The organism is Tenacibaculum aestuarii (genome assembly GCF_964510395.1).
GTDB lineage: Bacteria > Bacteroidota > Bacteroidia > Flavobacteriales > Flavobacteriaceae > Polaribacter > Polaribacter aestuarii.
This window is the reverse complement of record NZ_CAZEFY010000001.1, coordinates 729,603-741,378: the sequence shown is the minus strand read 5'-3', so window position 1 is coordinate 741,378 and position 11,776 is coordinate 729,603. Positions and strand designations below refer to the sequence as shown.

Annotated in this window: 12 protein-coding genes and 5 tRNA genes; all 17 read right to left on the bottom strand. The window is 35.3% G+C overall.

All coding sequences use genetic code 11. The features are described from left to right. Positions 1-2: 2 nt before the first annotated feature. Positions 3-3,812, bottom strand: a complete 3,810-nt coding sequence (gene rpoB, locus ACKTSU_RS03590) for a DNA-directed RNA polymerase subunit beta (RefSeq protein WP_408034980.1) — start codon at positions 3,810-3,812, stop codon at positions 3-5. 235 nt (positions 3,813-4,047) lie between these two features. Then, positions 4,048-4,422: a 50S ribosomal protein L7/L12 gene (gene rplL, locus ACKTSU_RS03585; protein ID WP_408034979.1), complete on the bottom strand. Its 375-nt coding sequence runs from the start codon at positions 4,420-4,422 to the stop codon at positions 4,048-4,050. A gap of 49 nt (positions 4,423-4,471) precedes the next feature. Beyond that, positions 4,472-4,987 (bottom strand): 50S ribosomal protein L10, encoded by a 516-nt coding sequence (gene rplJ, locus ACKTSU_RS03580; protein WP_274633618.1) that lies wholly within the window; start codon positions 4,985-4,987, stop codon positions 4,472-4,474. Between the two features lie 21 nt (positions 4,988-5,008). Continuing rightward, positions 5,009-5,701, bottom strand: a complete 693-nt coding sequence (gene rplA, locus ACKTSU_RS03575; protein WP_028892876.1) for a 50S ribosomal protein L1 — start codon at positions 5,699-5,701, stop codon at positions 5,009-5,011. Between the two features lie 20 nt (positions 5,702-5,721). Next, positions 5,722-6,159: a 50S ribosomal protein L11 gene (gene rplK, locus ACKTSU_RS03570; protein ID WP_028892875.1), complete on the bottom strand. Its 438-nt coding sequence runs from the start codon at positions 6,157-6,159 to the stop codon at positions 5,722-5,724. Positions 6,160-6,223: 64 nt separating this feature from the next. Beyond that, positions 6,224-6,772, bottom strand: coding sequence for a transcription termination/antitermination protein NusG (gene nusG, locus ACKTSU_RS03565; RefSeq protein ID WP_028892874.1), 549 nt, complete (start codon positions 6,770-6,772; stop codon positions 6,224-6,226). A 2-nt stretch (positions 6,773-6,774) separates the two neighbouring features. Next, positions 6,775-6,966, bottom strand: coding sequence for a preprotein translocase subunit SecE (secE, locus tag ACKTSU_RS03560; protein WP_274633616.1), 192 nt, complete (start codon positions 6,964-6,966; stop codon positions 6,775-6,777). Between the two features lie 53 nt (positions 6,967-7,019). Further along, positions 7,020-7,092 (bottom strand) — tRNA-Trp (locus ACKTSU_RS03555). Between the two features lie 59 nt (positions 7,093-7,151). After that, complete coding sequence (tuf, locus tag ACKTSU_RS03550; protein ID WP_408034978.1) at positions 7,152-8,339, bottom strand: elongation factor Tu; 1,188 nt, start codon at positions 8,337-8,339, stop codon at positions 7,152-7,154. 75 nt (positions 8,340-8,414) lie between these two features. Then, positions 8,415-8,487 (bottom strand) — tRNA-Thr (locus ACKTSU_RS03545). A gap of 11 nt (positions 8,488-8,498) precedes the next feature. Continuing rightward, a tRNA-Gly gene (locus ACKTSU_RS03540) sits at positions 8,499-8,571 on the bottom strand. Between the two features lie 23 nt (positions 8,572-8,594). Beyond that, positions 8,595-8,677: transfer RNA gene (locus tag ACKTSU_RS03535), tRNA-Tyr, on the bottom strand. A 43-nt stretch (positions 8,678-8,720) separates the two neighbouring features. After that, a tRNA-Thr gene (locus ACKTSU_RS03530) sits at positions 8,721-8,794 on the bottom strand. A 100-nt stretch (positions 8,795-8,894) separates the two neighbouring features. After that, positions 8,895-9,200: a ribosome hibernation-promoting factor, HPF/YfiA family gene (hpf, locus tag ACKTSU_RS03525; RefSeq protein WP_408034977.1), complete on the bottom strand. Its 306-nt coding sequence runs from the start codon at positions 9,198-9,200 to the stop codon at positions 8,895-8,897. A gap of 14 nt (positions 9,201-9,214) precedes the next feature. Beyond that, positions 9,215-10,102 carry a tyrosine-type recombinase/integrase gene (locus ACKTSU_RS03520; protein ID WP_408034976.1) on the bottom strand — a complete coding sequence of 296 codons (888 nt, stop codon included), beginning with the start codon at positions 10,100-10,102 and terminating at the stop codon, positions 9,215-9,217. A gap of 86 nt (positions 10,103-10,188) precedes the next feature. Next, entirely contained in the window at positions 10,189-10,386 is a 198-nt protein-coding gene (gene rpsU / locus ACKTSU_RS03515; RefSeq protein ID WP_274633612.1) for a 30S ribosomal protein S21, read from the bottom strand. A 205-nt stretch (positions 10,387-10,591) separates the two neighbouring features. Then, the gene (locus ACKTSU_RS03510; RefSeq protein ID WP_408034975.1) at positions 10,592-11,758 is read right to left on the bottom strand and encodes an acyl-CoA dehydrogenase family protein; all 1,167 of its coding nucleotides are present in this window, start codon (positions 11,756-11,758) and stop codon (positions 10,592-10,594) included. Positions 11,759-11,776: the final 18 nt, after the last annotated feature.

The following is an 11,776-nucleotide window of genomic DNA, read 5'->3' as shown; positions in this document are numbered from 1 at the left end:
GATTATTCTTCTAATTTAACGTCTAATCCTAAACCTTTAAGTTCGTGCATTAATACGTTAAATGATTCTGGTAAGCCTGGTTCTGGCATAGCCTCACCTTTTACAATACTTTCGTAAGTTTTTGCTCTACCTAATACGTCATCAGACTTAACAGTTAAGATTTCACGTAAGATACTTGATGCACCATATGCTTCAAGTGCCCAAACTTCCATCTCTCCAAAACGCTGACCTCCAAACTGAGCTTTACCTCCTAATGGCTGTTGAGTAATTAATGAGTAAGGTCCGATAGAACGCGCGTGCATCTTATCTTCAATCATGTGACCTAACTTAATCATATAAATTACCCCTACCGTTGCTGGCTGATCGAAACGCTTACCTGTACCTCCGTCATATAAGTATGTATGACCGAATCTTGGAATTCCTGCTTCGTCTGTTAATTTATTAATTTCATCTAAAGAAGCCCCATCGAAAATAGGAGTCGCATATTTTTGACCTAATTTTTGACCTGCCCATCCAAGAACAGTTTCATAAATTTGACCAATGTTCATACGCGATGGTACCCCTAATGGGTTTAATACGATATCTACTGGTGTTCCATCTTCTAAGAAAGGCATATCTTCTTGACGTACGATACGTGCAACAATACCTTTATTTCCGTGACGTCCTGCCATCTTATCTCCTACTTTTAATTTACGTTTCTTAGCAACATAAATTTTAGCAAGTTTTAAGATTCCGGCTGGTAATTCGTCTCCTACAGAAATAGTAAACTTCTCACGACGTAAAACCCCTTGTAAATCATTTACTTTAATCTTGTAGTTGTGAACTAATTCTACAACTAAATCGTTTAACTCCTTATCAGTAGTCCAAGTTCCGTTTAAATGTGTAAAGTCTTCAACAGAGTTTAACATTTTTTGCGTGAACTTTTTACCTTTTGGTAATACTTCTTCTCCTAAGTCGTTATAAACTCCTTGAGATGTTTTACCTGATACTAAATTGAATAATTTTTCAACTAATACATCTTTTAAGTCTTCAAACTTAGATACGTAAGATGCTTCTAAAGCAGCGATAGCTTCTTTATCACGAGCACGCTTATTCTTATCTTTTACTGCACGCTTGAATAATTTTTTGTTGATTACAACACCTCTTAATGATGGAGAAGCTTTTAATGATGCATCTTTTACATCACCTGCTTTATCACCAAAGATGGCACGTAATAACTTTTCTTCTGGAGTTGGATCAGATTCTCCTTTTGGTGTAATCTTACCAATTAAGATGTCACCAGGATTTACTTCTGCTCCGATACGAATCATACCGTTTTCATCTAAGTCTTTAGTAGCCTCTTCAGAAACGTTAGGAATATCGTTTGTTAACTCCTCTGCTCCTAACTTCGTATCACGAACATCTAATGAATACTCATCAATGTGGATAGAAGTAAAGATATCTTCACGAACAACTTTTTCAGAAATCACAATCGCATCCTCGAAGTTATACCCTTTCCAAGGCATGAAGGCTACTTTCATGTTTCTACCTAAAGCTAATTCTCCTTTTTGTGTTGCATAACCTTCACAAAGTACTTGTCCTTCTTCAACTCTATCACCTACTTTTACGATTGGTTTTAGGTTAATGTTAGTACCTTGGTTGGTTTTTCTAAACTTAATTAAGTCGTATGATACTTCATCAGAATCGAAGCTTACCATACGCTCTTCTTCCGTTCTGTCGTACTTAATTGTAATCTTGTTGGCATCTACATACTCAACAACTCCTGCTCCTTCAGCATTAATTAAGATACGAGAATCTTTAGCAACTCTACGTTCTAAACCAGTACCAACGATTGGAGATTCTGGACGTAATAATGGAACTGCTTGACGCATCATGTTCGATCCCATTAACGCACGGTTCGCATCATCATGCTCTAAGAAAGGAATTAACGATGCTGAAATCGAAGCGATTTGGTTAGGCGCAACGTCCATATAGTTAATTGCTTCAGGACTTTCTACTGGGAAATCTCCTTCTTCACGAGCAATTACTCTATCTCCTTCTATCTTACCATCATTTGCAACAGGTAAGTTAGATTGGGCAATCTTCATTCCTTCTTCCTCCTCAGCACTTAAATAAATAGGCTCTTCAGAAGAAACTGAACCGTTTTCTACTTTCTTATATGGAGTTTCAATGAATCCCATATTGTTAACTTTAGCATATACAGCTAAAGAAGAAATAAGTCCAATGTTTGGTCCTTCAGGTGTTTCAATCGGACATAAACGACCGTAGTGAGTATAGTGAACGTCACGCACCTCGAAACCTGCTCTTTCACGTGATAAACCTCCAGGTCCTAAAGCCGATAAACGACGCTTGTGAGTAATCTCTGCTAATGGGTTTGTTTGATCCATAAACTGAGATAACTGGTTGGTACCAAAGAAAGAGTTAATTACTGAAGATAAAGTCTTAGCGTTAATTAAGTCGATTGGAGTAAATACTTCGTTGTCACGAACATTCATTCTTTCACGAATAGTACGTGCCATACGAGCTAAACCTACACCAAATTGACCTGCTAATTGCTCACCAACAGTTCTAACACGACGGTTAGATAAGTGATCGATATCATCTACTTCAGCTTTTGAATTGATTAACTCAATTAAATACTTAATAATAGTAATGATATCGTTCTTCGTTAATACTTTTTGATCTAAATCTTCATCTAAACCAAGTTTAGTATTCATTCTAAAACGTCCTACTTCACCTAAACTATAACGTTGCTCTGAGAAGAATAATTTTTCAATAATTCCTCTTGCAGTTTCCTCATCTGGTGGTTCAGCATTACGTAATTGTCTATATATATGCTCTACAGCCTCTTTTTCAGAGTTTGTAGGATCTTTTTGTAATGTATTGTGGATGATTGCATAGTCTGCTTGCTGATTATCCTCCTTATGTAATAAGATAGTCTTAGCTCCAGAATCTATAATTTCATCAATGTGTTCTTTTTCAATAATGGTATCACGATCAAAAATAATTTCGTTACGCTCAATCGATACTACTTCTCCTGTATCTTCATCTACGAAATCTTCGTGCCAAGTTTTTAAAACTCTTGCCGCTAATTTGCGTCCTAATACCTTCTTTAATCCAGCTTTTGAAACTTTTACTTCTTCAGCTAAATCAAAAATTTCTAATATATCTTTATCTCTTTCAAAACCAATGGCTCTGAATAATGTTGTTACTGGTAATTTCTTCTTTCTATCAATATAAGCATACATTACTTGATTGATATCGGTAGCAAATTCTATCCAAGAACCTTTAAAAGGAATTACTCTTGCAGAGTATAATTTAGTTCCGTTTGCGTGGAAAGATTGCCCAAAGAATACACCTGGTGAACGGTGTAATTGCGACACTACAACTCTTTCTGCTCCATTAATAATGAATGTTCCAGAGTTAGTCATATAAGGAATTGTACCTAAGTATACATCTTGAACTATAGTTTCGAAATCTTCGTGTTCAGGATCGGTACAATATAATTTTAAACGTGCTTTTAAAGGTACACTGTAAGTTAAACCACGCTCGATACATTCTTGAATGCTATACCTTGGTGGATCTACAAAGTAGTCTAAAAATTCTAGTACAAATTGATTACGTGTATCGGTAATCGGAAAGTTATCCATAAAGGTTTTGTACAAACCTTCTTCTCCTCGTTCTTCTGCTTTAGTTTGCAATTGGAAAAAATCTTGGAATGATTTTACCTGAATATCTAAAAAATCCGGATAATCAGTTCCTAACTGCGAAGACGCGAAGTTAATTCTTTCAGTAGTGTTTATCGTTGCCAAAAGAGATGCTATTTTTAATTAAAAATATTATTTTTGAAACTAAATCGTTTCAATACTGCAATTTTAATTGCTTTTACTGATTAAAAATCAGCACTTTATAATCGTAAAATCACAATGTAAATTATTGTGAAAAATAAAGAACGAATATATACACAAAATGGTTTAGGCCTAAAAACATGTGTTTTTAGTACCTAAACCTTAATTGTTTTTCCCCGTTTTAAATCGGGAGTATAGCTTACTTAAGCTCTACCTCAGCTCCTGCTTCTTCTAAAGACTTCTTAAGACCTTCTGCCTCATCTTTAGAGATTCCTTCTTTTACTGGTGCTGGTGCGCTATCAACGATTTCTTTAGCTTCTTTTAATCCTAATCCAGTTAATTCTTTAACTAACTTTACAACTGCTAATTTAGAACCACCTGCTGCTTTTAAGATTACATCAAACTCAGTTTTTTCTTCAGCTGCATCTCCACCACCTGCTGCTGGACCTGCTACTGCTACAGCTGCTGCTGCTGGCTCAATACCATACTCTTCTTTTAAAATATCAGCTAATTCATTAACTTCTTTTACTGTTAAGTTAACTAATTGCTCTGCGAAATCTTTTAAATCTGCCATTTTAATTGTTTTTAAAAATTTTATTATTTTAGTTTATTAGTGCGCGAAATTATTTTTCTGATAATGTCTTTAAAATACCTGATAACTTACCACCACCTGATTGTAATGCTGAAACAACATTCTTAGCAGGAGATTGTAATAAGGTAATAATATCTCCAATAAGTTCTTCTTTAGACTTGATGTTAACAAGAGCGTCTAATTGGTCATCTCCAACATAAACTGCTTCTTCAACATACGCACCTTTTAATAAAGGCTTGTCTGATTTTTTTCTGAACTCTTTGATAACTTTTGCTGGTGCGTTTGCAGCCTCAGCAATTAACATTGAAGTATTACCTTTTAATACGTCTGGTAACTCTCCGAAATCTTTATCAGAAGCTTCCATTGCTTTAGAAAGCAATGTATTTTTAACAACAGCCAATTGCACGTTAGCTTTGAAACAAGCTCTACGTAAGTTAGATGTAGTAGCTGCATCTAAACCAGAAATATCTGCTAAATAGATTGTGCTAGTATCTGCTAATTGTGCTGTTAAATCTTGTATTACTTGTGATTTTTCCTCTCTAGTCATAATTAAAAAGTTTTAACTGCCTTACGATACTGTTTTAACATCTACAGCAACACTAGGGCTCATAGTAGAAGAGATAAAGATACTCTTAATATAAGTTCCTTTAGCCGCTGTTGGCTTTAATTTAATTAATGTTTGAATTAACTCGTTTGCATTTTCTGTAATCTTTGCAGCATCAAAAGATGCTTTTCCGATTGCAGCGTGTACAATACCAGTTTTATCTACTTTAAAGTCGATTTTACCAGCTTTTACTTCTTGTACTGCTTTTGCAACATCCATAGTTACTGTACCTGTTTTTGGGTTTGGCATTAAACCACGAGGACCTAATACACGTCCTAAAGGACCTAATTTACCCATTACTGAAGGCATAGTAATAATAACGTCAACATCAGTCCAACCTCCTTTAATTTTTTGAAGGTACTCATCTAATCCAACATAATCAGCACCAGCTTCTTTAGCTTCTGCTTCTTTATCTGGAGTAACTAATGCTAAAACTTTTACATCCTTACCTGTTCCGTGAGGTAATGTTACAACTCCACGTACCATTTGATTAGCTTTACGAGGATCTACTCCTAAACGTACTGCTAAATCTACAGATGCATCAAATTTTACGTTTGTAATTTCTTTAACTAAAGCTGATGCTTCACTTAAATTATAAACTTTAGAGCTATCTACTTTAGCACGAGCCTCTTTTTGTTTTTTAGTCAATCTTGCCATTTTCTAAATCTCTTTTAAGTTTATGCAGGAGCATCACCTGTTACTGTTAATCCCATAGAACGAGCTGTTCCGGCAATCATTCTCATTGCAGACTCTACTTCAAAGGCATTCATATCAGCCATTTTGTCTTCTGCAATTCCACGAATTTGATCCCAAGATACGCTTGCTACTTTCTTTCTATTAGGCTCACCTGAACCTTTCTTAATTTTGGCCGCTTCTAATAATTGTACCGCAGCTGGTGGAGTTTTTACAACAAACTCGAAAGATTTGTCTGTATAAACTGTAATAACAACAGGTAATACTTTACCTTGTTTGTCCTGTGTACGAGCATTAAACTGCTTACAGAACTCCATGATGTTAACACCGGCAGCACCTAAAGCGGGTCCAACTGGTGGCGACGGATTCGCTGCACCTCCCCTTACTTGTAGTTTTACTAATTTACTTACTTCTTTTGCCATTGTTTAAGATTTAACGATGTGCTTAAATTGGAAGCTTAAACACACCAAAATATAGGTGTAACAATTATATTTTCTCTACTTGCATGTAATTCAGTTCTAATGGAGTTTTTCTTCCGAAAATCTTTACCATTACCTCTAATTTACGTTTTTCTTCATTAACCTTTTCAACTGTTCCATCGAATCCATTGAAAGGTCCGTCAATTACTTTTACAGTTTCACCAACTGAATAAGGAATTGCAACGTTTTCATCTTTAACAGAAAGTTCATCAACCTTACCTAACATTCTGTTTACTTCTGATTTACGCATTGGTACTGGATCACCTCCTTTTGTTTCTCCTAAAAAACCAATAACTCCAGTTACTGATTTAATTACGTGAGGAACCTCACCTGCTAAATTAGCTTCTACCATTACATAACCAGGAAAGTAAACTCTTTCTCTGTTTATTTTCTTTCCGTTTCGTACTTGAATAACTTTTTCAGTTGGAACGATTACTTGGTTTACATAATCAGACAACCCATGACGTGCTATTTCAGTCTCGATATAAGATTTTACCTTATTTTCTTGACCACCAATAGCTCTCACAACATACCATTTCATCACCGAATCAGCCATCATTAAAACATTTTAAAGAAGTTATCTAATCCTGTTTGAAAAACTTTATCTATTCCAGCTACCGCTAAAGCAAAAACAATAGTGAATACTGCTACTACCACTGTAGACTTTTGAGCCTCTTCACGAGATGCCCAAGTCATGTTGGTATTTAATTCTTCAAAAGAATCTTTAATATATTGTACAAAGTTACTCATATTTTATCCTTTTAACGAGTTGCAGTAAAACCACAACTCGTTTTTAATTTTTGCACGGGTTGAGAGACTCGAACTCCCGACACCTGGTTTTGGAGACCAGTGCTCTACCAACTGAGCTAAACCCGTATTTATAAAGGAGTCTCACTAATAAGGAGACTCCTTATAATTTTATAATTAAACTATAATTAGTCTAAAATTTCAGTTACCTGACCAGCTCCTACTGTTCTACCTCCTTCACGGATAGCGAACTGTAAACCAACGTTTAATGCGATTGGTTGGATTAAGTCTACAGTGATAGTTAAGTTATCACCTGGCATTACCATCTCTACTCCTTCTGGTAAGTTGATGTTACCAGTTACGTCTGTTGTACGTACGTAGAATTGTGGACGGTAGTTGTTGTGGAATGGAGTGTGACGTCCACCTTCTTCTTTCTTTAAGATATATACCTCAGCTTTGAATTTAGCATGTGGAGTAATAGAACCTGGCTTACAGATTACCATACCTCTCTTGATATCTTCTTTTGCAATACCTCTTAATAAGATACCTGCGTTATCTCCAGCCTCTCCTCTATCTAAGATTTGACGGAACATTTCGATACCAGTTACAGTAGAAGTTAACTTCTCGTCACCCATACCGATAATCTCTACAGGATCTCCAGTGTTGATGATACCAGTTTCGATACGTCCTGTTGCTACAGTACCACGACCTGTAATAGAGAATACATCTTCGATTGGCATTAAGAATGGCTTTTCAGTATCTCTTGGTGGCTCTTCAATCCAAGTATCAACAGCTTCCATTAATTCTAATACTGTATCAACCCATTTTTGCTCTCCGTTTAATGCACCTAAAGCAGAACCAGCGATTACAGGACCGTTATCTCCATCGTACTCATAGAAAGATAATAAATCTCTTACTTCCATTTCTACTAACTCTAATAACTCCTCGTCATCAACCATATCAACTTTGTTTAAGAAAACAACGATACGTGGAATACCTACCTGACGACCTAATAAGATGTGCTCACGAGTTTGTGGCATTGGACCATCTGTAGCAGCTACTACTAAGATAGCACCATCCATTTGCGCAGCACCTGTTACCATGTTCTTTACGTAATCGGCGTGACCTGGACAGTCAACGTGTGCGTAGTGACGGTTAGCTGTTGCATACTCTACGTGAGAAGAGTTAATTGTGATACCTCTTTCTTTTTCTTCTGGAGCGTTATCGATTTGATCAAAAGCTCTCTGCTCAGAAAATCCAGCATCTGCTAATACTTTAGTAATTGCAGCAGTTAAAGTAGTTTTACCGTGATCTACGTGACCAATAGTACCTACGTTTAAGTGCGGTTTCGAACGATCATAAGTTCCTTTTGCCATGATTATTAATTTTAATTCTTAGTTAAATATATTTAGTGTTATTTTAAAACTCTTGTCAAATAAACTCTAAAATAGAGCCAACAACGGGATTTGAACCCGTGACCTCATCCCTACCAAGGATGCGCTCTACCAACTGAGCTATGTCGGCAACGAATTTAGAGCGGGAGACCGGGTTCGAACCGGCGACATTCAGCTTGGAAGGCTGACGCTCTACCAACTGAGCTACTCCCGCAATTTTGTTTCTTAAGATTTTTGTGGGGAGAGCAGGATTCGAACCTGCGAAGTCGTAAGACAACGGAGTTACAGTCCGTCCCATTTGGCCGCTCTGGAATCTCCCCAAAAATCTTAAATCAAAATTTTAATGAACTTTTGTTCTTTTAGAGCCGATGGAGGGACTCGAACCCACGACCTGCTGATTACAAATCAGCTGCTCTAGCCAGCTGAGCTACATCGGCTTTTGCTATAAAAAAACAATCCGCTATTTCTAACGGACTGCAAATGTAAAAAGTAATTTTTGATTTTTAAAACTTTTTTTAATTATTTTTTATTGTTTTTTTACACTAGAGCATCTTTCTTTTTTTCCTTAGACTTCTGTAATTGTCTTTTTAATGATTCTACCGACACGCTAACACCCTCTTCAAAAGTTTTGCATTGCTTTTTTACCATTAGCTCATCTCCTGGTATATTGATTTTTACCTCTGTAATTTTATTTTCTTTTTCGCTCGTTTTTTGCACTTTCAAAAATACTTCTGCATCAACGATCTTATCATGAAACTTTTCTAATCCTCCCACCTTTTTCTCAATGTAATCTATTAATTTTTGGTCTGCTGAGAAATTTACTGATTGCGTGAATACCTTCATAATTCTTCGATCTTTTAGGTTGACCCTCTAGGATGAGTCTTATTATACACTTTTTTTATCTGCTCCAAGCTATTATGCGTATATACTTGGGTAGAGGCTAAACTTGAATGCCCTAGTAATTCTTTAACCGAATTTAACGACGCACCGTTATTTAGTAAATGTGTTGCAAAAGCATGCCTTAAAATATGAGGGCTTTTTTTTGCTTTTGTCGACACCCTACTAAAGTACAAATTTATTATTCGGTAAACAAGAGTTTCATAAATTTTAACTCCCTTTTTAGTGATGAAAAGCGCTTCCTCATTCCCTATTTCGAATGCCTTTTTTTTAGATAAATACTCCTCTAATGTTTTATACACTGAAGGCAAGATCGTTACATATCTTTCTTTATTCCTTTTTCCTAAAACTTTAATTGCTTTTTTAGAATGATCTACATCTTTCTCTTTAACATTTATTAACTCAATTCTTCTCATTCCTGTTGAATACAATAATTCAACAATTAATCGATCTCTTATCGATTCAAAATCGGAAGCTTCATTTAACAACTTCAACACCTCTTCTACTTCATTTTGATCGAATGGTGTTTGAATTTTCTTTTGAACTTTTAAAGCTTTATGACTCACTAACGGATTCATTGTTACTTCCCCTATTTTTTGCAAAAACTTATAAAAGGTCTTCAGTGAACTTACCTTTCTATTTACACTTCTATTAGATACACCACCATTCACCAAACTAACAATCCATGTTCGTATTTGATTGTAATGAATATTTTCTAAATCTTCTTGATCAAATTCAACCGCACAAAAATCTTTAAATGCAATTAAATCTGTTTTGTACGCTTGTACAGTATGTTTCGAATAGTTTTTTTCAAACGCTAAGTATTCTAAAAAAGCTTCAATAAGCATATATCTTTCTTTTTATTAAAATGAAGGTACAAAAAAAACCTGTATTGAGATCAACACAGGTTTTTATACATTATAAAGGACGATTACTATCCTACTTCTTCTTGAGTTCTTAACTTCTGAACGTAAGATGCTTTAATCATTTGAGCACGTTTAGCTACAGATGGCTTTGTAAATTGCTTTCTGTTACGTAATTGCTTCATCGTTTTTGTACGATCAAATTTACGCTTATAACGTTTTAACGCTCTATCGATATTCTCTCCTTCTTTAACTGGAATGATTAACATATTTTTGCACCTCCTTTCATTGTAGTTTTCTATATTTTAAAATCTCTTGATAAAACACAGTATATCAGAAGATTATATTGTTTTTGATTTATTTGGACGGCAAAGATACAAAGTATTGATTTAAAACCAACTATTTTTAAACTTCTTTTCATAAAAAAATCCTGTTAGCAAAAACAGGATTTCTTACTTCTATATTTTCAATAAGTTATGTTGCAGGCTTGTACTCTTTTTTATCAATTACCATTTTTGCAATGATTTCTTTAAGAATCTCCGAAGTTCCTCCACCAATTGGTCCTAAACGGCTATCACGAAGTAAACGTGCCATAGGATATTCTTCCATATAACCGTAACCTCCTAACAATTGCAATGCATCATAAATTACCTCATCTGCCATTTTAGTTGACAGTAATTTACTCATACTTGCTTCTTTCACTACATAAACACCATCGTTTAATCTTTTTGCGATAGAGTAATTGTATTCTTTACACATATCTACTCTACTTGCCATTTCAGCAACTTTATGACGTAAGGCTTGGAATTTATCTAATGTTTTACCAAACGCTTGACGCTCACTCATATATTGCACAGCATAATCAACAGCGTATTCTGCGCGTGCATGCGCGTTGATTCCCATAATTAATCTTTCTAAAGCAAAGTGTTGCATGATATATGGAAATCCTTTTCCTTCTTCACCCATTAAGTTTTCCGAAGGAATTACCACATTATCAAAAGCGATTTCAGCGGTATCAGAAGCCCTCCAACCTAATTTATCTAATTTAGTTGATGAGATTCCTGGGGTATCTCTATCAACCATAAAAATACTCATTCCTCTATGTTTATCTTCTGGATTTGTTTTGGCAGCTACTACTAAATAATCAGAATACACTCCATTTGTAATAAATGTTTTTGAACCATTAATTACATAAGTATCTCCCTTTTTAATTGCTGTAGTTCTCATTCCTGCTACATCACTTCCACCAAAAGGTTCAGTAATACATAAACATCCTATTTTATCTCCTTCGATACTTGGTGTTAAGTATTCTTTTTTAATACGATCGTCTCCTTCTTTATTTACGTGTGTCATTGCTAAGTAAGCATGCGCCCACATGTTAGCTGCGAATCCGCCTGAATTCACTTTTTGTAATTCTTCTAAAAAGATTACTGTATAAAAAAGGTCTAAGCCTAATCCTCCATATTCTTCTGGTTGATTTAAACCAAAGTATCCCATTTCACCGAATTTCTTCCAGATAAAACGTTCAACAGTTCCTTCTTTTTCCCATTTATCTATATGCGGAACAACCTCTTTTTGTAAAAAATCTTTAAAACTTTGACGAAAAGACTCGTGCTCTTCAGTAAAATACATACTGTTCATTCGTTCTCTAATTGTTTG

Bases quoted from the DNA above. Each gene is read 5' to 3' on its own strand.
- tuf (WP_408034978.1), bottom strand. From the start codon at position 8,339: ATGGCAAAAGGAACTTATGATCGTTCGAAACCGCACTTAAACGTAGGT.
- ACKTSU_RS03510 (WP_408034975.1), bottom strand. From the start codon at position 11,758: ATGAACAGTATGTATTTTACTGAAGAGCACGAGTCTTTTCGTCAAAGT.
- rplJ (WP_274633618.1), bottom strand. From the start codon at position 4,987: ATGACTAGAGAGGAAAAATCACAAGTAATACAAGATTTAACAGCACAA.
- nusG (WP_028892874.1), bottom strand. From the start codon at position 6,772: ATGGCTGATTCGGTGATGAAATGGTATGTTGTGAGAGCTATTGGTGGT.
- rplA (WP_028892876.1), bottom strand. From the start codon at position 5,701: ATGGCAAGATTGACTAAAAAACAAAAAGAGGCTCGTGCTAAAGTAGAT.
- ACKTSU_RS03520 (WP_408034976.1), bottom strand. From the start codon at position 10,102: ATGCTTATTGAAGCTTTTTTAGAATACTTAGCGTTTGAAAAAAACTAT.
- rplL (WP_408034979.1), bottom strand. From the start codon at position 4,422: ATGGCAGATTTAAAAGATTTCGCAGAGCAATTAGTTAACTTAACAGTA.
- rpsU (WP_274633612.1), bottom strand. From the start codon at position 10,386: ATGTTAATCATTCCAGTTAAAGAAGGAGAGAATATCGATAGAGCGTTA.
- rplK (WP_028892875.1), bottom strand. From the start codon at position 6,159: ATGGCAAAAGAAGTAAGTAAATTAGTAAAACTACAAGTAAGGGGAGGT.
- hpf (WP_408034977.1), bottom strand. From the start codon at position 9,200: ATGAAGGTATTCACGCAATCAGTAAATTTCTCAGCAGACCAAAAATTA.
- secE (WP_274633616.1), bottom strand. From the start codon at position 6,966: ATGAGTAACTTTGTACAATATATTAAAGATTCTTTTGAAGAATTAAAT.